Source organism: Marivirga sericea, assembly GCF_900177665.1.
In the GTDB taxonomy this organism is placed as follows: domain Bacteria; phylum Bacteroidota; class Bacteroidia; order Cytophagales; family Cyclobacteriaceae; genus Marivirga; species Marivirga sericea.
Genome location: NZ_FXAW01000008.1, coordinates 89083 through 114736 on the forward strand (window position 1 = coordinate 89083; position 25654 = coordinate 114736).

Sequence of the window (25654 nt, forward strand, 5' to 3'; positions counted from 1 at the left end):
TCTTTTCAAACTTCTGCCTTGATTCCTTTAAAAAATATAGAACCAACATTAAAATCAAAGAGATGAAGAATATATTAAAATATACAGGTTTTCTGGCTTTAATGGCCATCATCATAGCCTCTTGCAAAGGAAAAGATGATCCGAAACCAGATGAAGATACACAAGCAGCTATAATTGAAGCACTGCAAGGCACCTGGACGGCCAGTGAAGTAAGAAAAGATCAAACGGTGATCTCAGATTTTGCTGATTTCAGCATTACGCTATCGGATAAGAATTATACTACCCAAAATGGGAGTCCTGTATGGCCGGAAAGCGGTAGCTATGACTTTGAAACTGCCGAAACAGAGGATGAGTTTCTTAGACAAGACGGAAGATTATTTACTGCTAATGTAAATAATGGGTCTTTAACAGTAGTGATCATTTATGAAGAGGAAACTGGCAGAGGAGAATATGGGACTTACGAGTTTGTGATGGAATAATCATTCGCAAATTCAGATTAAACTAACTACTATCAAAGGCATCCGCTCACTAGCGGATGCTTTTTTTTTGATAGCCCGCCAGTCAAAAGCTACAAGATGCAGGATAGAGTTAATAGTAGTAGATAAGATTCTGATGCGGAGAAAATGTTTGTAATATTTCGTAATTCTGTCACTATCAACAAGGTAATCTTCGGAGAACAAGAAAATTCTTACATGTATTCTACTAGCTTTCATCGAAAACAGAATGTCATACTCTTAATAAGCTATTATTTTGCTTAACTTTATGTATAGAATTAATGCTTAAATGCTCTCATGAAGGAATTGTATCTTTTACTCCTTTCACTTTTCATTAGCGGATCTGTTTTTTCACAGGCTCCGCAGCAGCGTAAATGTGCTGCTCAAACTTTGCATGATTATCAAATGGATCATGACCCATTGTACAAAAATCGCTATAAGCAGATTCAAAGAAATACAAAAGCCTTTCAGGAAATACAAAAATCTTTCAGGAGTACAGCCTCTACTACCGTAAGAGAAATTCCTGTCTACGTACACATTATATATGATGAAAATGTTCCTGAACAAAATCTAAGTAACGCTCAAATTGAATCACAAATTGAAGTGTTAAATGAAGACTTCAGGGCTTTAAACACGGATGTTGCTGATGTTCCGACCGAATTTGAAAGTTTAGTATCCGATTATCAATTGATTTTTACCTTGGAAGGTATTAGCAGAAAATCTTCAACTGTAGTAGAATGGGATACCGATAACAAAATGAAAAGTACCGCAACTGGAGGAGTTGATGCTATTACGCCTGAAACGCACTTAAATATTTGGGTTTGTAAAATTTCTGGTGATATTTTGGGATATGCTCAGTTTCCTGGAGGCTCTCTTCCAACAGATGGAGTTGTTGTGGGACCTAATTTCTTTGGTAGTTCTGATTATGATACTGATCCTTCAAATCCTTTTTATTTAAGTTCGCCTTATGATAAAGGAAGAACTACTACGCACGAAATCGGGCACTACTTAAACTTAAGACACATTTGGGGGGACGGAGGTTGTAGTGTAGACGATGGAGTAGGCGATACTCCTCTTGCAGCCGATTCGAACGGGGGATGTCCCTCTTATCCTTCAAAATCATGTGCTGAAAACACCGAATTCACTAGTGATATGTTCATGAATTACATGGATTATACAAATGATGCTTGCATGTTTATGTTTTCAGAAGGGCAAAAAACGAGGTCTTATGCATTATTTGAACCGGGTGGTTTCAGAGAAAATCTTGGAATAGTTCAGGATGGTTGCTCTTTATCAGCACCTACAAACTTGTCTTTGTCCGGTAGAAGTACCAATTCTTTAAGCTTAGTTTGGGATGCAGTTGCAGAAGCGAATAGTTATGACGTTTGGGTTAACGGCATAGTGAGTAATACGCTCAGTAATTCTATTGACTTAATTGATTTAGCAGAAGGGAATACATATACTATAAAAGTGACTGCAAAATGTAGTGAAGGTGGTATTGGAGCGTATTCAGAAGCAGTTTCTTTTAATACTTTAGGGTGCTATAGTAGTCCTCTTACATTTACGCTCAATACTGATAAATATGGTGACGAAACTTCATGGGTTCTGTCCTTGGATGGAGTTGTGGTTCAGACTGATTCAATAACTTATGGTAATGAAACTACCTATACTGAAAATTTTGATTTTGAGGATGGTAATTATACTTTTGAAATCAAGGATTCCTTTGGAGACGGGATATGCTGCGGTGAAGGGAACGGCTCGTACACTATTACCGATGCTGATGGTAGGATCATAAAATCAGGTGGAGAATTTGAGTTTAGTGAAACCGTAAGTTTTTGTGTGGGAGTACTTGAAACTGTAGATTGTGAAAATACCATGAATGCTTCACTAGGTATCAATACCGTTGTTTCAGCTCCTGCTGTATATGAATTTAAAGCAATGGAAAATAGTGAATATATTATAAGCTCAGTTGGTCTAACAACAGTAGATACTGATTTAAATATTTACAGCGATTGCAATACCATCATTGCGGAAAATGATAATGCAGAGAGTTTACAATCAGAAATTAGAACGATTTTAGAGGCGGGTCAAATTATTTATATTCAGTGGAACGATACTCATAGTACTGACGGGTTTGACTGGTCCGTTTCTTCCGGAAAAAATTTGCAGTCAATTACTTGGGATGTACTATCAGATAAAAAAGTGAATGACCTGCCTTTTGAATTGAAGGCTACTGCTTCCAGCAATTTAGAGGTTTCCTATTCATCTTCAAATTTGCAGGTGGTTACAGTAAATGGTAAAATTGCTACTATTATCGGGGCTGGCGAGGCTACAATAACTGCAATTCAAGAGGGGAATGAAGATTTTTTAGCGGCACCTGTTGCTCAAAAAGTATTAGTAGTTAGTAAAGTAGATCAGATTATTAATATTTCTTCGATTCCTAACAAATATACTACTGATCACGATTTTGAATTCGAAGCAGAAGTCTCAAGCGGTCTTGACCTCACTTATGAAGTTTCAGGTCCTGCCAAACTTAATGGAACTACTATTAGTTTGGAAGGAACGATTGGAGAAGTGACCTTAACTGCCGTGCAAGTAGGAAATGAAGTGTTTAAAGCAGCCACAACTTCAACCTCCTTCCAGGTGACGAAAGATCCTTGTTTAGACTTTGTTGTTTCAGAGCTTATCACATCAGACATAAATTGCTTTGGTGGACAGGATGGTTCAATTGAAGTAATGGTATCGGGTGGTATAGAACCCTACACGTATAGTCTAAATGGAAGTGCCTTTGGCGAAAATAATACCTGGGAGGGTTTATTAGAAGGAGAATACAGTTTAGTAATAATGGATGATAGCAGTTGTGTTTTGTCAACCACTGCTACCATTAAGAGTCCAACCGCTTTGGTAGTTGACGAAAAGGTGACCAATAGTAGCTCTGTTGCAGGAAACGGAGCGATAGATTTAACGGTCTCTGGAGGAACTAAAGACTACGCTTACGACTGGAACACAGGAGCCAATACTTCTTCAATAGAAAATCTTGAAACAGGTATTTACTCCGTTATTGTAACAGATGGGAATGGATGCAGTGTAGAAGAAAGTTTTGAGGTGGGAGGAGTGACTTCAACTGATCATGAAAAAGATGACGATTTTATTATTTATCCAAATCCAGCAGAGAATGTGATTCGCATTCTGCACAATGCGGATTCGGATTACTTAAATATTTATAGTGTCAAGGGGGTGATAGTGAAATCTACAACTATCATTGGAGAATCAACTGAAATTGATGTTAGTAATTTATCTTCAGGTCTATACTTTATTCGCCTAAATCAGACAGGCAGTATGCAGAAATTTATTAAAGAATAAGTGTGCATTTTATTTCTAGTACAGAATGTATTTGTTTTCAAAGATCCCTGCTTAGAAACAGGGGCTTTTTCAGGAAATCTAAGAAAATTCGGGAGATAGAAGCTTACTCTCCGCTTTAATCAAGAGCTTTACTCAACAATGAAAGGCTGAGCATCATCATCGTCTATCATGAAGAAATTAGACGGGGTGAGTTTGGTACATATGAGTTTAGACTGAATAGAAGAAGCTAGCAATAGCCCACGTTTAGGTAGTGGTTTTTCAGGAGCCCCTGTAGCAATACAGGTTTTTTTTTGTAGGTAAAAAAAGACTGCTATTGCTAACAGTCTTTTAAGGTGAAGGTTGGTTGTAATGATTTAAATATTACTTCTTACTTCCAATCGGAGGTAAGTTCATTTTGAATTCAAAGTTGAATAACCTTCCAATGAAAGGGGAGGCTGTGAACTCTCTAAATTCTGAATCAAATAGATTGGTTACCTGCCCTGAAACAGTGAATTTATCATTGATTCTATAACCTAAACTCACATCAACATTCACAAAGCCTCCCAATGGTCCGTAATTCCAAGTGTCTGTACTTCTGGCATCCTCTACAATCGGAGTTCCTCTGTAGGTTAAATCCTGCGTTTCTGCTGCTATTTGGAAACTGGAGAAGTAATCGTATTCCTCTACCCATCTAGTGAAGATAGTACCGAAAAATTTGCTTCCTGAGTATGTTAGTCCAAAGCCTGCTCTGTTATTTGGTGAGTTCACCAATACATCCAGTTTATTGACGACTCCATCGTTATTGAAATCATTTTCCATATTGTCTTCATCAACCGAATAATCGAAAAAGGAGTAGTTGAAATTCAAGCTTAAGCTATTGCTTAAAGCATAATTAAGGCCTAAATCAAAACCGTAAGTGTCTATTTCTCCAAAATTGATATAGGTGGCAACCAATCCGCCATATGCCCCATAACCTGATTGTACTTCCTCAATGGGTTGGTCACCTCTCTGTGTAGCTACCCCGACCACTGTAACTGGACTCAAAAAGTCTTTGGACATGTTGTAATAAGCATTAGCATCAAAGTATAGCTTTTTAGTAACTTTACCTTTGTACCCTAATTCTATAGTCTGAATTTGTTCTACTCTTTGAGGTGCCACTGTGCTTCCATCAGCTAAAGTAAAGCCTTCCGCATTTCCCAAAATCAAACCGCTGAACAAATCACCATACATATTTAAGATGGTTGGAGCCGCTATACCTTTGCTGTAAGTCAACCTTGCAGCACCGTTTTTAAATGATTTTACAATTCCTCCCTTAGGCACGAAATTGAATTCATAAATTTGATGGTAGTCACCTCTGGCAGCTCCTGTTAGTTTAAATCCATTTCCTAATTTATAATCCAACTGCGTATAGAATCCAATCTGGTTGATGGTGATATAATCATTCTCATCTTCGTCTAAAAGGTAGGTTCCATGGCTATTTGCCATATCACGTTGGAATTGAGAACCTACTACTATATTCAAATCACCGATGCTGTTGTTGTGTTGAATTTCGGCATTTATTCTTCTTGAATCATCTACGAATAGTGCTCCTGTTTCGTAAGAAAAATCTCCTCTTGCTTCAGCATCGCTTAATCCTGCATCGATTCCGCTGTAGTAGCGTTTAGTCCTATCGTCAATTGAGTAGGTTGAATCTGTTTTACTAGTGGTGTAATAAGCTTGTGCAAACCATTTATCTGATATGAATTTCAAAGTGTAATGGTTAATTCTCCAATCTTTAATTTGATTTCTCCCAACATTTGTAGGTGCTAAATAAGTACTGCTGCTGCCACCCCAAGTAGCTACTAACTCCGCATTATCTGCAACTTCATATACCATTGAAGCATTTCCTTTTAAAAATTCAAAGTCATTATCTAATTCTAGTTCTTCCTCTGCAGATTTATAGATATTGCCTTCGCTGTCAATTCTATTGACGTAAACTGAATCTGTAAATTCAAACTCAGTTCCTCTTGTATATTCTCCTGATATTCTAAAAGATAGTTTATCGTTGATTTTTTGTGCATGTCTTAGTCTGCCGGTAAACATGTTTTGATTGCCAGCTCCCAAAGCGAAGGTTGTCCCTTCTGATGTTCTTGGGTCTTTCATGATAGTATTTACCAAACCGTTGTGTGCATTCGGCCCGTAAAGTGCCGCATTTGGTCCTAATATGACTTCTACTCTGTCAATATCTTCTTTTATAAAAGTAGAAAGTGGACCCAAAGGAAGCCCTGTTGCAATTAGCGTTGCAAATCTACCATCATTAACTTGCAAGTTTTTAGCATTAAAATTGCTATTAAAACCTCTTATGTTAACGCCTGTTCCGATTACACCAGATCTAACAAATTCAACTCCTTTTACTCGAGAAAGTAGCTCGCCTGCATTAAAAGAAGGGAGCTCATTAATTTGTCTTGAGTCAATTACTTGGATAGTAGCAGGAGTTTCAGTGATTTTTTCAGCTCTTCTGGTGCCAGAAACTACTACCTGATCAGATAGATATACCAAGGAGGGGGTCATCGTAATGGTTCCTAGATCTGAACTGCCACTAGTCTCTTTTTTTATGGTTTCAAACCCAATAAAACTAAAAACTAAGGTTGGATTTGATACGGAAGTTTTTAGTTCGAATGTTCCATCCGTTCTTGTCGAGACTCCTTCTTGAGTTCCTTCAATCATAACATTAACTCCGGGAAGTGGATCTTTGGTGTCTCCGTCCATTACTTTTCCAGTAATGGTTTGCTGTGCATAACTAATATTTGCCCAAAAAAGGCAAATACTAATTCCTATTGTAATTATCGTTTTCATAGTAGTTGTATATTAAGTGGTTTAATTGTTTTCTAAAAAGTTTTTCATGATTTCGTTTACTTTTTTAGGCTGATCAAAATGTACAAAGTGACCTGCGTCAGGTATCATTTTCAATTCACTGTTTGGAATGCTTTCTTTAGCTATTTCTCCTATTTTATTGGTAGTTAATTCTTTATGTAGGTAGGTGTTAGGGATCAAGCGGTCTTCAAGTCCATAGCAAATCAATGTTGGCTGAGTAATTACCTGCAATTGGTCAAAAATGGGTTCATTTAACATTCCCATTACACCTTCTGCCACTACATAGCTGTAGTCCATAAATTGCTCATCAGATTTGATTTTCATTCTGTCTTCGTACATGAATTCTGCCCTTTCATCCATCTTGTAAAAATTTAATGCAAGGTTTGCACGATACTGTTCGTCTGATACTTCAGCTATGCTTTGAGGAGTGGTAGAATTTTTGAATATTTTCTTTTCTTGAGCAGTAAAGGTTTCAATACCTGCAGGAGCCATCAATAGCAGAGTTTTTACTTTTTCTGGTTTTTCTACAGCCATCTTTAAAGCAATTTGTCCACCCATCGAGTGGCCTACGATATGAGTTGAATTAATAGCAAGATGATCCATTAATTCGAATAGGTATTGAGTATGGAAACTCATATTTGCTTTGTACTGACCTTTTGAAGACTTTCCGTAACCGATTAAATCTACCACTATGCATCTATAGGATTTGGATAACTCATTGACCGTATATTTCCATGCAGGTGCATAGCTAGCTAAGCCATGGATGAATAAAATAGGCTCTCCTTTTCCCAAATCAGTATAGGCCATTATCTTATTATCAGAGAGCTGGGCCTCTTTCATCTCAAATGGATACGCTAGCGCTTGAAACTGATTTTGACCGGACACATTTTTAGTAGCTAAACCCATAACTATCATTATTAGTAGAATAATACCGGAGGTGAAATTCTGGGTGGAGTAAGAATATTGTACTTTCATTTCTCATTTGTGTAAAATTAACTTTGCTTTAAAACTGCATTGCTAATCTATGAAAGCTTAATTCAAACCAAATGAAGAATATTATTAATGAAGGGTTGACTTTTAAGAGTAGGGTAGTTGATTAATTCTATTTTAGAGCAAATAGATAACTAATTAAAAATTAAAGTGGGTGCGACTATTAGAATTTAGAATAGTTCAGGTATGACTTTTTGGGTGTCTTTTAGTAGTTCATTAACCGCTTTACTTCTGTTGCTGATTTTGTCATAGATTTTCAAGAAATCACTAGAGAATTTCCTTAATTCATTTAATTCAATTTTTTCACTTTTATAAGATGCAGCGAACGAATACCATTCAAGTGTTGCTACTGAGCTTATTTTTTGCAGATACTTTTCCTCTCTTTCTAAAAGCTTGAATTTGCTAATGTATTGCAATATTTTCCGGTAATGTCCTTTGAGAAATAATGCTCTAAAATACACAGTGAAGAAAAAATGCCATCTATGCTCTAGCAATTCCTTTTTATATGCAGAAAGGAAGATCTCAGCATGCGTGATGGCTTTATTCAACTCTTCTGAGTCTGTTAAACAGCGAACATAGGATGCCACAAAGCTCACACGATGATGAAAATTAGCGCTTTTCTTTGCTTCCGGAAAAGCTGTTTTCATTAGGCTTAGCGCTTGCGGTGTTTTTCCCTTTTTTAATAATACAGTATTGAGATTATTCACATAATGTAAAAAGTCACTATTTTCCACTCTTATAGACAAGTAGCCATATTTTTCAGCTAAATCTAGTTGATTGGCCTTGCTGTGGAAAAGTAAACGGTTTCCGTAGTAGTTAATCAGAATTCTTTTACTGTAGAAATTTCCAGATTCTAGTAAGGGCTCAACCTCTTCAAACAAATTCTCCATTTGTTCTTGCTGGTTGTAGTTATAGTAGAGAAAGATAAGTCGCACCAGTGCGTAGTAGCGATTCATCCCGTCCATCATAGGATCACGGAAAATGGTTAAAAGCCAACTTTCCCACTGTCTGGATTCCTTATCGTTAAAAGTATATTGGTTAGTAATATCAAAAGTAGCTTCTTGTATTCTCCCGTAAACCAATCGGCATTGGTCGTAATTATGCTTATACCGATTAACAAAATTTACCGCTTCATTGTATTCCTTATGACGCATCCTCACCAAAAGATAATTCAATAAGTGCATAGCTAATTCGAAGCGCTTCATGAAATAGTAATGTGATGTATCCGTATTCTTAATTAAGGTTAATAGAATCTGTTCATCTTCAGTGCTGATCGCATCATTCATTAATTTCTTTTCTAACTGAATAAGTTGATCAAATTCTTTGTCCACATCCGCACTATTGAGGTTTTCGCTGATCCAGTGAATCATACGCGAATATTTTCTTTTATCAATGTGAGTTGAAAAATCAGGTTGTGGAGTTACCCCTGCGACTTTTTCATGGGTTTGCTTTAGTATAGTAAGATTATCAGGGTCGGCAAATTGCTGTTTTTTGAGCAGATATGTTGTTTCATGAGGTAAGAGACCTAATATGAACTCGTTAAATTTTTTCAGTTTCTGCTTTTTCAAAAGGATAGTGGACTATTGTTAAACCGTAATGCTAAAGTCATGAAAATTAAGATATTTTAGAGGCTAAATCAATAAATGATTATGCTTATTTTAACGTAGCATCTTCCTATCAATCTTACCAGTATCATTTTTAGGGAGCTCTTTCATCACTTCAAAATATTTTGGCACTTTGTATTTTGCCAAATTCTTGATGCAATAAGCAGTTAGATCAGATACTTCTCTTTGCCCGTTTTTGAATACTAAAAAAGCTTTTCCTACCTCACCCCACTTGTCATGTGCAACTCCAACAACACAAACTTCCTTAATTTCGGGATGCTTTAAAATGCATTTTTCCACCTCGGCTGGATATACATTTTCGCCACCTGAGATGTACATATTTTTGATTCTATCCACTACATATAAATAGCCATCTTCATCTTCTATTAGTATGTCTCCGGTTTTAAACCATCCATCTACTATTGCTTTCTCTGTTTCCTTGGCATTTTTCCAGTAGCCAGTTGTAACAATAGGGCCTTTGATCCACAGTTCTCCTTTTTCCTGCTGACCGGCTTTAACCCCCTCTTCATTTACTAATTTAGTATCTACATAAAAGTTAGGGAAACCAATAGAACCTCTTTTTCTTATAGCATCTTCTGCTTCTAATGAGGTAATATTTGGCCCACATTCTGTTAAGCCATAACCTTGTCGAATGGGCACTCCTTGTTCATTCCATTGCTCAATTAATTGTATAGGAAGTGCTTCTCCACCTACGATCATGTAGCGTAATTGGCTAAAGTCTATTTTTCTAAAATCATCACATTCACTTAACATTCTCACCATGGTCGGAACCAGCATGCTAATGGAGACCTTTTCTCTTTCAAGAGCTTTCAAAACATGTTCTGAGTCAAATTTAGGCATCATAATTAAGGTTCCACCAAAATGAAGAATGGGAGCAGTCAGCACATTCCAGCCTCCCGTGTGAAAAGGAGGCATTACATTTAAATATATATCATCGGAGGTTATCTTTAATCGAATTGAAGTGTTAATGCTATTCCACAGCATCATACCATGTGTATAAATAGCCCCCTTTGGCTGACCAGTTGTTCCTGATGTGTAGAGTATGAATGCGGGATGATTTTCTTCTAGAGGTTTCGAATTATACTGAGCTTTTTGCGCTTTGGCAGCTGATAAAAGCCAGTCGCTATATTGGGTAAAACTGATTACTTTATCAGCGACTAGTTGAGGTACTTCTTTGAGTAAACTTCTATATTCTTCAGCGACTATTATCAGGCTGGGATCAGAATTTTGAACCAAAAATGCTATTTCATTGGCGCTTAAGCGGTAATTTAATGGGACTAATATGATCCCCATTTTCTGTGCTACGCCTAGCAACGCTACATACTCTGCATCAAAATCTCCCAATATCAAAAGTCGATCTCCCTTGGTTAAGTTAAAATCTTTCTCCAGAATAGTGGCTACGGCATTAGCACCATGATTGAGCGATTTATAATCATAGCCTTGGCCGGTACCAATATTCTTCACGGCTAGTTTAGTGGGACTATAGGTACTCCATTTTTCAAACCAATCACATTTCATCTTTCGCTTGTTTTGGTAATACAAAATAAAAAAATAATCCGACAAAGGATGAGCTTAGGATAGCTAGCGCAGAAGATATGGCAGGATTTTTTACTTCACCTTTCATATAAGGGGTCAATCCTCCATAGTATATGCTGAAATAAACAATCAAGGCTGTTAGTGCTGCAAAAAAAACTGCTTTTGGATGCGTCCTTTGAAAGAACATGCCGAAAAGGACTGGAATAAACGCGCAGGAAAAATAGGCGTAAACACCATTTTGAGCAAATATAGCCACACTCATGTTCGGGTTCATCAATTGCTGATAGGAAAATATGAAGGAGACAACTGCCAAAAGTATAATAACTATTTTATTAACCAACATTCCATTCTTTGGCTCAGTCAGTTTTTCTCTGATGTTTTTAGGACTGATTTTTAATAATATATCAGATGTAATGGTAGTGCTTAAACTTTGAATTAAACCTTCCAAAGTGGACATGCCTGCCGAAATGAGTCCAAAAATAATCACTATACTGATGTAAACAGGAAATTTGCTCACGACATAGGTTGAAATCAAGCCATCTGGAGCAATGGCACTTCCTTCATTCATTAAATCAGGAAATTCAATTCTAGCATATAATCCTGCAATTACTACTAAGAAGAATAGGAATTGCACAATTGAACCCACTATCAAGTACCGATTCACATCACTTTCTTTCTTTAAGAGGAGAGACTTAGTCAATATATGAGGTTGACAAACGATCGCGATACCTACCACCATTTGGCAAAAGATGATTTCAAAATAATCTCTAAAAATAGGGCTTTTCGGGTTTAATGGCTTTGTTAGGATAGGGTCAATATTGTTGAGTTTCTCCATAAACCCGCTGATGCCTTCGTCTAAATATTCATATCCTGAAGCTATTAAAATGATAGCCACAATCAACATAGACAAAGCTTGAATGGCATTGGTGTAAACCATGGAGTTTGCTCCGCCAAACATCATATAACCAAAAATGAAAACTACAACTCCTGTTAGCACCCAAACAGCATCCACGCCTAAAGCTTTGGATAAAACCTGACTGATTCCTACACAAATTAGCACAATAAAAGTGATCAGAAGTAGGGACAGGAAAGCAAAAAATAACGAGAAGCCTTTGCTTTGATAGCGATTGCCCATCCACTGTGCCATGGTCAAAGCAGATACTTTACTTCCGAATTTTCTGAATCCTTTTGTCAACAATATAAGTGAGAAAACAGCTGCAATAGGCAAGGCTAGACCATAGGAGATAAAGGCACTAATGCCATAAGTTCCAATTAAACCAGGATTGATAATAAAGGTAGCCGCACTTGTCATGGAGGCCGCTAAAGATAGACCGACAAAAGCAGGAGAGAAGGAAACACTTCCCACAGCGTAATCATTCATGTTTTGAGTTTGCTTAAAACCCTTAAAGACCAGATAAATTACAGCTATTGCATAAGCCGAAAGCAAAATGGTGGTGGCAGTTGCGACCGGGATCATTCCTATTAAAAAGTTCATATTGTGCACAGCGTAAAAATTTAAGTTTAGACTTTAAAAGCAGCACCCGCGAAAGATAAACCTCCACCAGACCCAATTAAAAATATAGTATCCCCTTTTTTTATTTCTCCATTACGAAAAGATTCATCTAATGCCATGGGAATAGCCGCGGAACCCGTGTAGCCATATTTATGCATAATGTATTTGGCTTTGTCTTTTTCCAGACCCAAATTATCTAACATTTCGTGAATAGCATTGATATTGATCTGAGTCATAAAGAATTTCTTTACATCTTTTATTTCAATTCCGGCCTCTTTTGCCATTCTATGGCTCATTTCTGTCCACATAGTTGGATTGAGTTCCTTTGGGAATTTCTTCACAAATTGAAGCAGATGCTTTCCACTATCCACTACATCATGATTGACAGGAATGCCCGTTCCGCCAGCATAAACACCCATCCAATCATGATACTGCCCTTGCGTAAATTGATGTGCGTTTAAAAATCCACTATCTGTATTTTCTTTAGCACTCAAGATCACGGCTCCTGCTCCATCAGCAAAAAGTGTGACGGTTTTTTTATCCTTCCTATTTAGGTATTTGCTCATGGCATAAGCGCCTATGACCAAAATGTGTTTGTACTGTTTGTCTGCAATAATGTATTTTGAAGCTGTATCAATGGCGCTTACAAATCCTGCACAGGCAGAATTCAAATCAAAAGTACCGGCTCCGGTAGCCCCAAGCCTATGTTGTAAGACTGCGGCAGTGGCAGGGGAAATATTTTCAGGAGTATCAGTAGAGATGATGATTTGGTCTAATTCATCCGCTCTAATTCCTGCATTTTCAATAGCTTTTAAGGCAGCATGCTCACATAAATCGATGGTTGATTCATCTTCATCACACCAATATCGTTGTTCTATAGTTAAGTTTTCTCGTAACCAGGTGTCCACATCTTCTCCTAAAAGCTCATTGAAATATTCGTTTTTCAGTAATCTCTTGGGAACATAGGAACCAGTTCCGCTGATGGTTGCGTTTCTCATTTACTCTCTCTTTAAGTATAGATTATTTATTTGAAGCAGTCTTAATTATATTGTCACTGCCCCGTCAACATTTAAGGTAGTGCCGCTAATGAATGAAGCTTCATCAGATGCTAAGAAGGCATAAGCATTTGCGATTTCTTCAGGTTGCCCTAATCTTCCTAAAGGAGTTTTGCCCTCCAGCATATTAATTACCTTTTCAGGGATACTCTTTACCATTTCTGTTGCTATGAATCCCGGAGCAATAGCATTTACAGTGATGCCTTTTCTTCCTAATTCTTTTGCCCACGTCTTCGTCATTCCAATTACACCGGCTTTAGTGGCTACATAATTTGTTTGTCCGAAATTTCCATAAACGCCTACTACTGACGATGCATTCACAATTCTTCCACAGGCTTGCTCAACCATAAAAGGTGAAATAGCTTTAGTACAAAAGAAAACTCCGTTAAGGTTTACATCCAATACTTTTTGCCACTGCTCTATTGTCATTTTGGCTAAAGTAGCATCTTGGGTAATGCCTGCATTATTAATGAGGATATCGATTTTACCGAAATCTTGATAAGTTTGCTGGGCAGCTTTTTCAACTTGCTCAAAGGAAGTAGTATCTACTTGATAGAATTTCGTGTCGCTTCCTAATTCCTTGGCAGCTTCTTCACCTTTCTCTTTGGTAATATCCCATATTGCTACTTGAGCACCTTCCTTGATAAATTTTAGTGCGGTAGCTTTTCCAATTCCGTTAGCGCCCCCTGTAATTACTGCTACTTTATTTTTCAGTCTTTCCATAAATGTCGATTAATTTTGGAAAGCAAATTGAGAAATTAATAATTATAGCTCCATGTGCACCTCTTAAAAGTAGAGGTTGACTAAAATTATATTTTACTATTTAAAAGGTTAAAAAGTTGATTTAATGCAAATATTATAGGGTTGACTATTGTATTTCTTTTGGATGTTTGATCAATTGAAAATACTTTTCTTTTAATATTTGAGGATGGTAACCTTTCATAAACATCTTATAGATTTTTAAATTGGCTAAGTTTACCTGCCAGTAGCCATTATTTTCATACTTTCTTGCAGATACCAATACTGATTTTGGGATAATATGAAATCGGTACTTTTTCCATAATCTTCTGATCAATTCAAAATCTTCCATCACCACGAATTCTTCATCAAAGCCATTCGTTTTCTCAAAAACCGATTTCTTGATAAACATGGTTTGATCCCCTCCACGGCACCATAGCACTTTGAAACGGGTGAAAAAGGAATTAACAGCTAAAAAAGGATGCTTCGAGTCAAATTTGAAGCGGTAGCAACCGAAGTCAGCTCCATTTTCGATCGCTCTTGAAATATCTTTCACAAAGCTTTTGGGTGGTCTTGCATCCGCATGTACGAAATATAAGATATCAGCTGTTGCTTTTTTTGCAGCTTCGTTCATTTGATGAGCTCTTGAAGCTAGCTTGGTAGAGATTACCATCGCCCCCTTTTCTTTAGCAATTTCTCGAGTGAGATCATTACTTTCCGCATCACTGACTATAATTTCAGCAATTTTTTCATTTGCCAGTTTATGTAAATAATCCAGTAACTGCTCAATGTTATCAGCTTCATTGAGTGTCGGAATAATGACAGTTATTTTATTAATATCAGTTTGTGACATCTCTAATTTGTAATATTGCGTATGTTGATTGAAACAACTTACGAAATAACAATAATGAAGAGATTTAGCGGTATACTAATTAGTTTTTATTTAATTTTTGTGGGCTTTGATAGTTTTGCACAAAGTAAAATTAATAATGAACCCAATGAATTTGTCCGATTAAGCATGGAATTAATATCTTCTGTTAAAAATACAGGAGATTATCAAAACTATGTAAATGAATACAAAGCCTTACCTTTAAATACGTTGGCTGAATCCTTAAATACTGATCGAAAGATCAAGGCTTTCTGGATTAATACCTACAATGCCTATGTTCAAATTCTTTTATCAGAAGATCCTTCCCTTTTCGATGACAGAGGTGCATTCTTCAAATCGGATTTAGTAAATGTCGGTGGAGAGATGTTAAGTCTTGATTTTATAGAACACGGTATTATCAGAGGGTCTAAAGTAAAATTATCGATGGGTTTTCTTAACGATCCATTCGCTAGTAAACTTGAAAAACAATTTAGAGTGGAGGAGGCCGATGGTAGAATTCACTTTGCTTTGAATTGCGGAGCCACATCATGTCCTTATGTAGCTGTATACAGTGCATATGATTTAGAGAAGGAATTAGATCAGATATCACAACAATTCTTGCAAAGAACTACCAGCTACGATAAAAGTGAAGATGAGGTATATGTTACTACCTTATTTAGTTGGTTCAAAGGTGATTTTTCTGATGGAGGCGGTGTAATAGGATTTTTAAAGAAATACGAATGTATTCCTGAGAGTGCCGACCCTAAGGTCAATTATAAAGAGTATGATTGGACACTGGATTTAGGCAATTTCACAGAGTTGAAATAGTAAAATTAGTAGTAGTATAGTTTAATGGTTTATAGTTTAAAATTCCCTCAATCAGATTTTTGGTTGGGGGTTTTTTGTTGTATTTGTTTTCGGTAAATGTAATCCCTTCAAAAAACAATGAACTCTTTCATGTTTAGTTTAAATTTTATACATTTCAGATAACCGAGGTGCATTTAGCTGATTATATAAGGTAAATAAGTGTACCTTGAGGTGCACTTTGCCAATTGTTACACACAATTTCTAAAGCTAATCAAAATCATTTAGCTAGCTGGATGAAGAACATGAACTGGTAATAGAATGAGAATAAAAAGAGATATTTACAGAAAATGAATTTTTAAAAACTTAATCAACCCTTAATCCATATGCTACCTAGAACTAAAAGAATCACTTTAATCGCTTTTATTACCTTGCTAATGTTTCAATCTTGTGACAGAAAACAAGAAGAGACAAAGAACGAATCTCCAGTTGAGTTTAATCAAAAGCTTCAGGATGAACTAAGAAAAATGGCTGAAATAGACCAAATAGCTGCATACATACCGCAAGGGAAGTACAAGGAAATGACAAATGAAGAATGGAATTCTTTTAAAGATAGTGTCTTCACGACTCATCAAATTCGCCTAAAAGAAATTTTTGACAAACACGGCTTTGTTGGCTTCGACTTAGCTGGAGAGGAGGGCTCGTTTAATTTTTGGTTAATGGTTCAGCATTCAGACCATAATCCTGATTTTCAGGGAAAAGTTTTAGCTGACATGAGAATTAAAATGGAGAAGGGGAATGCAAGTAAAAGAAACTATGCCTACCTAACTGACCGAGTTAACAAAAACTTAGGAAAGAAAATTATTTACGGAACCCAGGTAAGCTACAACGAATATGGACAAGCAATCTCTCGACCTTTAGAGGATAGTGCTAATGTAAATGAGAGAAGAGCAGAAGTTGGTCTAGAATCAATTGAGGAATATCTTAACCGAATGACTGTTAGCCACTTTGAGATGAACAAAGAGAACATGTTAAAAAAAGGGATTACCGAACCAAAGCTGTACAAGGTGCCAAATGAATAATAAAGTGTGTAACACTAAATATAGGTCATTGGGCATATAGTGCTAAAACTGACAATGCTTCCATGTAATAAAATATGTAGGGAATTAGTAGTTTGGAGCCTTGAAGTGCCCAACGCCCCATATTCTTAACGTTATGCAAAAACTCAACTTGCAAAGAACCTAAGTGAAATGAATGTAGCTCAAAAATTGGGGTTTCCGGAGAATACCAAATTGTTAATAGTACATGCAGATGATGCCGGACTTTCGCATTCAGAAAATATGGCTACCATGCAATCACTTAAAAAAGGAATTGTCAATTCTTACAGCATTATGGCACCATGTCCTTGGTTCTATGAAATGGCTGTTTTTGCTAGGAATAATCCTCAATTTGATAGTGGAATACATTTGACCCTGACTTGTGAGTGGGAAAATTACAAATTTGGACCTGTTGTACCTGTTGCAGAAGTGCCTAGTCTGGTTGACGAAAATGGTCATTTCTTTAAAAAGAGGGAACAGCTTGAGAAAAATGCTGTGCCATGTGAAATCGAAAAAGAACTTGAAGCACAAATTGAAAAGTTGTTAAAATTTGGATTAACGCCAAGTCATATAGATTCACATATGTACAGTGTCGCATCAACCCCTGAATTGTTTAGAATATATAGAGACCTAGGAGTAAAATACGACCTTCCTGTTTTAATAAATGGACAATTAATGAAAATGGTAGGTCTAAATCCTGAGTTGAACATTGAGAATGGAGATTTTTTGGTTGATAATGTTTTTGTAGGTGAATACAAGTATTTCGAGAATGGGAAACTGGCAGACTATTATAGTTCTGTATTGGAAAACTTAGCAAGTGGAATAAACCTTATTCTAATTCATCCAGCTTTCGATAATCAGGAAATGAAAGGCATCACTATAAATCACCCCAATTTTGGTTCAGAGTGGAGGCAAATTGATTTTGACTTTTTCATTGATCAAAAGAAGAAATTTATTTTGGAACAAAATAACGTAGAATTAATCACTTGGAAAGATATAAAAAGGTGCATAGCAGATGGCAAAGATGAATATTCGAATTAAGGATTTTGAAAGATATATGCAAAGCTCATACTCAATCAATCCCAACAACTGGGGCGCATATTCATTTTAGCTGTGCGTTCGTTCTAATTAAGTTGAAATGACAAACAAAGAGGAACACATAAAAGCAATTATTGGAATTCTACGAAATGAACTCGAACAGCTTTTTGCCTTTTTTGAGCAAGACCTAGACTATCATAAAATGGTTTATGAATTCTGGAATGCAAAGGACATTCTTGGACATATAACTTTTTGGCACGAGAGTTTTGCAAGAAATATTTCAGATTTAGGTAAGGGCATTAAACCTAAACCATTAAGAGGAAAGCTGTCAGAAGTTAACAACCAAAGTGTTGAAACAACAAAAAACGAATCGATAGAACACCTAATCAAACGACTGAAAGTCGCTCAAGCAACAATTGAAGAATTCATAGTTAATGACAAAATAAACCTCATACCCTACAAGAAGGGGGCCCGGGATTATACTAGGAGCGAGCATTTAGAAGTAGTATCAAATCACATTCATAAACATTTAAAAGACATTTCTAAAAAATATGGCACGACCTAAGGACAAAGCTGATTTGCTGAATTTGAGTAAAAAGAACTTTGAGCTTCTGATGGATTTCATTGAATGTTTGTCAAATGAAGAGCAAAACACAGATTTTCCGAAAGGAACAATGAATCGAAATATTCGAGATGTACTGATGCATCTTCACCATTGGCATTTAATGATGTTTGATTGGTACGTTGTAGGAATGAAAGGAGATAAACCAGATATGCCTGCCAAAGGATACACTTGGAAAACAACCCCTGAATTGAACAGGTGGATTTGGGAAAAATATAAGGCTACCCCTCTTGAAGATGCCAAACAAAATTGTAAATCCAGTTACGAAAAAGTTAGGAGTTTGATTGAGAAACATACTGACGAAGAACTATTTGAAAAGAAAAGATACAAATGGACTGGAACTACCTCATTGGGAGCTTATATAGTCTCGGCTACTTCAAGCCATTATGACTGGGCTATAAAGCTGATTAAGAAAGCGAAGAAGTAAAAAGGAAGCCTACACTGTTTGTGCAATCATGACTCCTAGCCTCGCCATGGAACATATATTAGCTTTTTAGAGAACAGGAAGACACAATGCGATATGAGCATTATTGGGTTGTCTCAGATTTTACTATTTAAATTTATAGACTTAAATTACGTCTTGAGAAATATTTCCCTACATATAAAATGAAAAATAGAGTACTGAAAAAATCAAAGAATAAAGTAATTGCAGGCATATGTGCTGGAATTGCAGAATATTTTGGATGGCAGCCCTCACAAGTGAGGTTGATGTTTGTTATTGCTATAATTTTAGGGGCCTCTGGAGTACTTGCCTACGTCATTTTATTCTTTTTAATGCCCAATTCAGACAGTAATGATTCCAGCCCTTTTAATATCAAGGATTTTGAGAAGTGAAAGTGGCAGTGCTGACAGGACGTAATTTTAAGCTTCTGTAACATCGTAGATATTCTTTTTTTTGGTTGGGTGGCTTGTTGTATTTGTTTTCGCGAAATGTAATCCCTTCAAAAAACAATGAGCTCTGTCAAGGTGAGTTTGAATTAATAAATCCTTTCTAAATCTTAATTTTAATTGCAATTGCCCTGTTCTTACGGTTATTTTAACCCTGAAATCTAATTTTCTTAGACTAACTTTTAAAACACGCTCTATGCTTGAGATAAATTTTCACGATCTAGCCGTACTGAAATTGTCTAAAATCTTATGAAAAACATCTTTTATGCAGAACCTTAGCTTCTAAAATTCACTTGCTGTAAAATATTTACGGCAATTGATCATAATCAGCTTAGAAAATATTAATGTAATGGCGCCTGCAACATCTGTCATTTTTGGATACAGTGCACCATAAGTTAAAGTAAATCTAACATCAGAAATTATGGCAAGTAATTCTGTACCTACGGGAGAAAAAGAAAGAGCATCATTATTTGCCGAAACGGAATAAGTCCGACTACAGACCATGAAATCAGCATTATTTAGATTGTTATCATTAAAGGATACAAATTCATATGCTTTTGAATGTCAAGTTTGGAACGAACCTAATTTCAAATTAATGATTCATCTAAAATATTGACATTATGCAGACACCATGAACAATTTAAAAAATTAGGGTCCTTGTCGTTTTCATCTTGTTCTATTACTTTAAAATTGCAGAAGGTTATAAAAAAAGTGAGGGAAAGTATAGTAAGCAAAAAGGCTCAAATCACACTCTTTATTTTATCTTGGAAATAGTAATTTCAGTGGATACATTTTTATTCAATTCCAATACACTTATATTTATTTTACAATTTGAATGAAGTTAGCCTGCCGTCCAAATGAAAACTAATAATCATTACATGTATCTTTATATCTAAGTTTAATAGCATTTAGAATTATTGCAAAATTCAATTTGATGCATAAATAATACTAATTTGAATACTCGATTTTCGGTGTTTCAATATTTTATTAAATAATATTGATTTATATAATTATTGTTTTTCTAATTATTTTATTAACTTCCTTAACCTAATCTTTGACAGTAAATCATTTGTAAATGAAAATCGCTGCTATTATTGTATTATTTTTCGCTTCATTAAATCTCACTGCCCAAAAAAATGTAGTGGATATCGACCTACATTTCTTTCGATACGGCCTATTTGAAGACCCTATTGTTGATAAAAGATCAAAAATTGAATATCAAACTAGGGTAAGTTACTTTTTAAATAAAAATATTACCATTGGTATAGACTATAATCAATTAAATTTTTTCCACTCTAGTGGCTCCAACTTTCACGATTCTAAATTGAGGTTAGCGGGTTTAGGGATGGGTTATAATACATACATCTCTGAGTTTTTAAAAATCAGATTTAGTCTTGGAGTAGCCAAAATTGATATTGAAAGTACAGATAGTTATTTCTATTCACCCCAGTATGATTTCGATATAGTAAGGAGGATAGATAATTCAGATGTATACTTTATTGAGCACAATTACTATGACATTTATTCCTCTATTTCTTTTGTTCAACAAATCACTAGGTACTTTAATATTCAACTTCAAATTAGAAATTACGGTGTTAGGGGGATAAATAAACTTGTTGGTTTTGATGATGTAAATATTACCTGTGGACTTGGTTTTAACCTTTATTCAAAGAGTCTATGAAAGTCTTGATTGTTACTCTGCTTTTCATGCCGGCCATATTGCTTGCTCAAAGGAATATAGCTGATTTAGAATACTATTTCATGCGAACTGAACAGAATGTGGATGCAATTAATTATCCGATGCATTTTCATGTTCCATTTTATATAGAAAGTAACTTTTCTATAGGCCCAGAGATTAATTCGTTTTCCTATTCAGAAGAAACTCAAGGTGTAACATATGATTCTAATTCTATAATCTATGGACTAAGATTTAGCTACATATGGAAAGTTTTACCTGTTTTTGAACTAAGTCCATTTGTTACTATAAGTACAATATCTTCAGATTACACTGTTGTGGCACAAAATAATCTGGTAGTGGAAGAAAGTAGTATTCAAAAACAACTTATATTTTCATATTTTGGCTTTTCAGCTCGGTATTTATTTTCCTCTAATATTTTTATATCTGCTAGCTTACATAAATATATCCACAATATTTATGGTGACTATTCTATTGATGTCACTTATGATGATAATTCATTTTCAAGTGCAAGTGGTGATTTTTCTGTTCTTCCTAAACCTGAAGAATGGGAAATCAATCTTGGCACCGGGTTTAAATTATACACTAAGAGATTATGAAGAAGATAGTACTTTTTACAATTGTAATGTTGTCCGTGACAAATATATTCGGACAAATACATGTATTTAGTGTAGAAACTAAGCCTCTGAGAGTTGTTGATATATTTCAACCCTCGATCGATGTTGTAATTCCAATAAATGTCAATAAAAATTTTTCAATTGGCCCAGAATTTTCTTTTCTGAAAAATGATTATAGGGGGTCTTCTGGCAATCTAAGTCAATCGTTCACAAGTTTTTTAGGTGGAGTTCGTTTTTCTTATGCTGTTATCCTTTCACCGACTTTTTCAATTAGTCCATTTGTAAACGTTGGGGTTAGAAATTCTTATTTTATTTCTAGTGGCAATGTTTTTGATAGATATTGGTTTTCATCATATGGCGGAATCACAGCTAGAATGAACTTAAATGCTAAGTTTTATTTAGCTTTAGATTTGACAAATTATTATATAAATAAGCGAAAGGTTCGTTTTGATTTCAGAGGTGACTCTGTTTCTTATTACGAATTACCAAAGATATTAGATGTGAGATTAGGATTAGGTTTTAAATTTTTAATTAAATCTATATGAAAAATTTTATACTTTTTATATGTATGACTTTATATTTTCCAGTTTTTAGCCAATCAGATAAACTGAAAATTAACTCCATTGAGTCTCATTACATAAAGTTTAGTCCTGACGGGAATACATATGCTATTGCCGCAGATGATGAGCTATTTATTTATGACTCCAAAACTAACGGTCTTTTGTATAATGAAACTGTAGATTTAAAAAGAATTTACTCTATTGCATTTATCCCAAACTCAGATGAGCTTTTTATTGCAGGAAAAAGTAGTTCTGGGAAAGGAGATATAATAAAGTTAGACTATTCTTTTGGTAAAATAGAATCTTTGTTCGCTGATTCAGAGCAAGAATACAATGAGATAGTTGATGTTGAATTAAATAAGTTTTCTGATACAATTTATTTTAACACCAGATCAGGTGAGATATTTAAATTGGGACTGAATGATAAGAAAAGCCATTTAATTTTTAACCACGCAAATGAAAGTTTTAAAGTACTTCGAATGGCATACAATCCAGTTGAAAATGTATTCAGCTTATCAACAGAGTATGGCGAAGTTTTTTTAATTCGTAATGGTAAACTGGTGGATAATTTCAAAATTAAATTTGAAAATACGTGGATAAGAACATTGGCTTTTGATCTAACAGGAAAGTTTTTATTTGTTGGTAATGATGAAGGAAAAATCAGAAGAATTGAGTTAAATGAACCTTACAAATTAATGGAACTGAAATCAACTAGTAAAGGAAACCTTAGTTCTTGCTCTATCAGTGCCGATAATAGATATGTTGCATTCTCTTATTCAAAAGGCAATATTGAAATATGGAGCATAGAACAAAATCAAATTGTTAAAACATATGATCTACAAGAAAGATCTTATTTGTATAACGTAGCTTTTTCTCCACTAGGTAATAAAATGCTAGTTGTTATTCAAGATTCGAGAAAGTATTTTAATTTTGATGTTAAGTTTTTAGGAATTGAACCAATCTACAGAGTTAAAGATGTAAATGATCAAACAGCACCTTTGATATATGTTTCTAGTCCTCCGCAGATAGATAATAATGAAATTACTTATTCAAAACCTTTTTATCCTATCAAGGGATCGGTGGTTGATGAATCAGGTGTCAATAGTTTAGTTGTCAACGGAATTACAACACCTATAAAGGAGAATGGAAATTTTGTCATAAATCTACCATTATCAATGGGTAAAAATTATGTTGCCATTGAGGCAACTGACGTTAATGGAAATACATCTGTTAAGCGTTTTGTAATCCAAAGAGAGAATGTTATTAATGATGATTTAAATATTAAAGAAAGTGAAAATTTCTTATTTGTGGTGGGTATAAATGATTATAAATATTGGCCTATTCTATATAATGCGGTCGATGATGCCAATACAATTACGAATTTATTAATTGCAAAGTATGGTTTTGAGTATAGTAATGTAAAAGTCCTTCTGAATGATCAAGCGACATCAAAAAATATATATGATGAGTTGAGAGCTTTAATAGAAAAAGTGAAGCCTGTTGATAATCTCATGATTTACTATTCCGGGCATGGATTTTATGATGAGCTATTAAATGAAGGATATTGGATACCAGTTAATGCTGAAATAAATGCCCCTGGAGAATACATGTCTAATAGTAATTTGCTTAAAATATTGAATAATATTAATAGTATGCATACTTTTTTGGTCGTGGATGCATGTTTTTCTGGCTCATTATTTGGACAACAGAAAAGAGGTTTTGTTGAGAATGTTGAAAAGTATAAGTCTAGATGGGGTCTTGCCTCTGGGAGATTAGAAACTGTATCGGATGGCTTGTATGGAGAAAATAGTCCATTTGCTCAAGAAGTGATAAATTTTTTAAGTAATAGTGATGAAAAGGAGATACCTGTTTCTCAACTAGTTCAACATGTAAAGGTTGAGGTTGCAAATAAAACAAACCAAACTCCTATTGGTAATCCGATTCTAGGAATTGGGGATCAGGGGGGAGAATTTATTTTTAGAAAGTCTGATCAATAGTTTGTTTTTGGAAGTTCGAATTATTTCTAACGTTGTGGTAATAGATAAATTTTTACGATGATTAACCCTAGTCCAGATTTTTTCTTTTATCTGGTTGGCAGATTTTAAAAAGCCTCATTAAAAGCAATGTAAAACCCATTGCTATCTTTCCCGATTGCATAATCCAATCTTACATTAATGTGCTTTTTGGTATCGAAGGTGAATCTTAATCCTGCACCTCCAGCGTAGTTCCATCGGTTCATTCCATAATCTCCCCAACTTTCAGCTGTTTGGCCGGCAGACGCAAAAGCTGTTAATCCTATCCGCCAAACAAGCTCTTGCCTTACTTCAAATTGACCAAGCAGTAAATTTTTGTCTTGAAAATATCCTTGAAAATATCCTCGCATTTTTTTATTACCACCTAATTGCGCTAGCCTATTAAAAGGAACATCGCCTACGTTAGATAGTGAAAAAGCATTGGCAGCTAACACTGTTTTATCAGCAGGAGAATAATAATAAGCGTAATCAAATGAAATAGCAGTGTAATTATGTGTACTACCTGTGAATTGGTGATTAGTTTCTATAAAACTTTCCAAGTAGTGACCTCTTCTAGGATAGTAGATAGCATCCCTAGTGTCATAAATCATCGCTGGCCCAATTCCGCTAGTTCTGTTAAAAGTACCGCCTGAAAAGTCCTCTTGTTGGAAATCACCCGAATTGTCCCATTCTATGATATCATAATTTTCAAACCAATAGCGTCCTCCCACAAATAAATTAGGAGCAGTTTCTTTTAGTAAGAATACCCTAACCCGTGGGAAGCTAGCCCTGTAAGTGGAAAATACATCTTGTTGGCCGTTATTTCCGATTCCATAAAATGGGTAGGCATAATTGTAGTAGCCTAACTCCCCAATACTTCGCCATTTATTTTGATCCCAAAAGATTTGAAAGGGCAAAAAGATCAATGTTTGTTGCTTGGTTGTATAGCCAGCTGCCAATTGAATTTGACTTGCATTGATGGGTTTTTTCCTATTAGTGAAAAAATTATATAATATACTAGCTCCATAAAACAAGCCAGCCTCCGGTGTGTAATATACCACAGGCAGGGGGAAAAGCGAATTTTTATCAGTTTCGAAAAGAGCAGTATCTAAATCAACTGTTTTTTTATCGATATTATCTTGAGAAAATGCGGTCTCCGTAGCAGTTAAGCTAATAGTTACTACTGTAAAAAATAAAAATATAAAGTTTTTAAAGGATTGTTCCATGAATATTGAAATAGATAAAATTATATTTTGTATTCAGTCAAATTAAAGATTATTTTCAATTCAGTTTTGATTGATTTTAA

The 25654-nt window shown here is 35.2% G+C and carries 22 protein-coding genes; 12 read left to right on the forward strand and 10 right to left on the reverse strand.

Features of this window, described 5'->3' with window-relative positions:
• The first annotated feature begins 62 nt into the window (after positions 1-62).
• Positions 63-479: a hypothetical protein gene (locus B9Y84_RS17035; protein ID WP_085518603.1), complete on the forward strand. Its 417-nt coding sequence runs from the start codon at positions 63-65 to the stop codon at positions 477-479.
• 312 nt (positions 480-791) lie between these two features.
• Positions 792-3857 carry a T9SS type A sorting domain-containing protein gene (locus tag B9Y84_RS17040; RefSeq protein ID WP_085518604.1) on the forward strand — a complete coding sequence of 1022 codons (3066 nt, stop codon included), beginning with the start codon at positions 792-794 and terminating at the stop codon, positions 3855-3857.
• Between the two features lie 360 nt (positions 3858-4217).
• Here the strand turns inward: B9Y84_RS17040 and B9Y84_RS17045 are convergent, their stop codons facing one another.
• From B9Y84_RS17045 to B9Y84_RS17080, 8 genes are all read right to left on the reverse strand, one after another.
• A complete protein-coding gene (locus B9Y84_RS17045; protein WP_085518605.1) occupies positions 4218-6671 on the reverse strand; it encodes a TonB-dependent receptor in 2454 nt (817 codons plus the stop codon).
• Positions 6672-6692: 21 nt separating this feature from the next.
• Positions 6693-7664: an alpha/beta fold hydrolase gene (locus B9Y84_RS17050; protein ID WP_085518606.1), complete on the reverse strand. Its 972-nt coding sequence runs from the start codon at positions 7662-7664 to the stop codon at positions 6693-6695.
• A 185-nt stretch (positions 7665-7849) separates the two neighbouring features.
• Positions 7850-9247 carry a hypothetical protein gene (locus B9Y84_RS17055; protein ID WP_085518607.1) on the reverse strand — a complete coding sequence of 466 codons (1398 nt, stop codon included), beginning with the start codon at positions 9245-9247 and terminating at the stop codon, positions 7850-7852.
• A gap of 90 nt (positions 9248-9337) precedes the next feature.
• Positions 9338-10822 (reverse strand): class I adenylate-forming enzyme family protein, encoded by a 1485-nt coding sequence (locus B9Y84_RS17060; RefSeq protein WP_085518608.1) that lies wholly within the window; start codon positions 10820-10822, stop codon positions 9338-9340.
• Complete coding sequence (locus tag B9Y84_RS17065; RefSeq protein WP_085518609.1) at positions 10812-12335, reverse strand: sodium/pantothenate symporter; 1524 nt, start codon at positions 12333-12335, stop codon at positions 10812-10814. Before B9Y84_RS17065 ends, B9Y84_RS17060 begins: the two co-directional genes overlap by 11 nt.
• Positions 12336-12361: 26 nt before the next feature.
• Positions 12362-13351: a 3-oxoacyl-ACP synthase III family protein gene (locus B9Y84_RS17070; RefSeq protein WP_085518610.1), complete on the reverse strand. Its 990-nt coding sequence runs from the start codon at positions 13349-13351 to the stop codon at positions 12362-12364.
• A gap of 45 nt (positions 13352-13396) precedes the next feature.
• The gene (fabG, locus tag B9Y84_RS17075; RefSeq protein WP_085518611.1) at positions 13397-14131 is read right to left on the reverse strand and encodes a 3-oxoacyl-ACP reductase FabG; all 735 of its coding nucleotides are present in this window, start codon (positions 14129-14131) and stop codon (positions 13397-13399) included.
• A 145-nt stretch (positions 14132-14276) separates the two neighbouring features.
• Complete coding sequence (locus B9Y84_RS17080) at positions 14277-14999, reverse strand: TIGR04283 family arsenosugar biosynthesis glycosyltransferase (protein WP_085518612.1); 723 nt, start codon at positions 14997-14999, stop codon at positions 14277-14279.
• A 54-nt stretch (positions 15000-15053) separates the two neighbouring features.
• On the opposite strand from B9Y84_RS17080, the gene B9Y84_RS17085 reads away from it, so the two are divergent.
• The 6 genes from B9Y84_RS17085 to B9Y84_RS17110 all read left to right on the forward strand — a co-directional run bounded on the left by B9Y84_RS17085 (position 15054) and on the right by B9Y84_RS17110 (position 19409).
• Positions 15054-15842, forward strand: coding sequence for a DUF547 domain-containing protein (locus B9Y84_RS17085; RefSeq protein WP_176223825.1), 789 nt, complete (start codon positions 15054-15056; stop codon positions 15840-15842).
• A gap of 413 nt (positions 15843-16255) precedes the next feature.
• Positions 16256-16900: a DUF6624 domain-containing protein gene (locus B9Y84_RS17090; RefSeq protein ID WP_176223826.1), complete on the forward strand. Its 645-nt coding sequence runs from the start codon at positions 16256-16258 to the stop codon at positions 16898-16900.
• A gap of 168 nt (positions 16901-17068) precedes the next feature.
• Entirely contained in the window at positions 17069-17956 is an 888-nt protein-coding gene (locus B9Y84_RS17095; protein WP_085518615.1) for a polysaccharide deacetylase family protein, read from the forward strand.
• 97 nt (positions 17957-18053) lie between these two features.
• On the forward strand, positions 18054-18518 hold the full coding sequence (locus B9Y84_RS17100) for a DinB family protein (RefSeq protein ID WP_085518616.1): 465 nt from the start codon (positions 18054-18056) through the stop codon (positions 18516-18518).
• Positions 18505-19002: a ClbS/DfsB family four-helix bundle protein gene (locus B9Y84_RS17105; protein WP_085518617.1), complete on the forward strand. Its 498-nt coding sequence runs from the start codon at positions 18505-18507 to the stop codon at positions 19000-19002. The genes B9Y84_RS17100 and B9Y84_RS17105 overlap by 14 nt, the downstream gene beginning before the upstream one ends.
• Before the next feature lie 179 nt (positions 19003-19181).
• Positions 19182-19409: a PspC domain-containing protein gene (locus B9Y84_RS17110; RefSeq protein WP_085518618.1), complete on the forward strand. Its 228-nt coding sequence runs from the start codon at positions 19182-19184 to the stop codon at positions 19407-19409.
• A 336-nt stretch (positions 19410-19745) separates the two neighbouring features.
• Here the strand turns inward: B9Y84_RS17110 and B9Y84_RS17115 are convergent, their stop codons facing one another.
• Complete coding sequence (locus B9Y84_RS17115; RefSeq protein WP_085518619.1) at positions 19746-19967, reverse strand: hypothetical protein; 222 nt, start codon at positions 19965-19967, stop codon at positions 19746-19748.
• Positions 19968-20538: 571 nt separating this feature from the next.
• Between B9Y84_RS17115 and B9Y84_RS17120 the strand changes: the two genes are divergently transcribed.
• The 4 genes from B9Y84_RS17120 to B9Y84_RS17135 are packed head-to-tail and all read left to right on the forward strand — an operon-like array spanning position 20539 to position 24333.
• Positions 20539-21144: a hypothetical protein gene (locus tag B9Y84_RS17120; RefSeq protein WP_085518620.1), complete on the forward strand. Its 606-nt coding sequence runs from the start codon at positions 20539-20541 to the stop codon at positions 21142-21144.
• Entirely contained in the window at positions 21141-21758 is a 618-nt protein-coding gene (locus B9Y84_RS17125; protein WP_085518621.1) for a hypothetical protein, read from the forward strand. Before B9Y84_RS17120 ends, B9Y84_RS17125 begins: the two co-directional genes overlap by 4 nt.
• Positions 21755-22321 (forward strand): hypothetical protein, encoded by a 567-nt coding sequence (locus tag B9Y84_RS17130; protein WP_085518622.1) that lies wholly within the window; start codon positions 21755-21757, stop codon positions 22319-22321. Before B9Y84_RS17125 ends, B9Y84_RS17130 begins: the two co-directional genes overlap by 4 nt.
• Complete coding sequence (locus B9Y84_RS17135) at positions 22318-24333, forward strand: caspase family protein (protein WP_085518623.1); 2016 nt, start codon at positions 22318-22320, stop codon at positions 24331-24333. Before B9Y84_RS17130 ends, B9Y84_RS17135 begins: the two co-directional genes overlap by 4 nt.
• 104 nt (positions 24334-24437) lie before the next feature.
• Here B9Y84_RS17135 and B9Y84_RS17140 read toward each other — a convergent pair whose 3' ends face one another.
• A complete protein-coding gene (locus B9Y84_RS17140) occupies positions 24438-25574 on the reverse strand; it encodes a BamA/TamA family outer membrane protein (RefSeq protein ID WP_085518624.1) in 1137 nt (378 codons plus the stop codon).
• Positions 25575-25654: the final 80 nt, after the last annotated feature.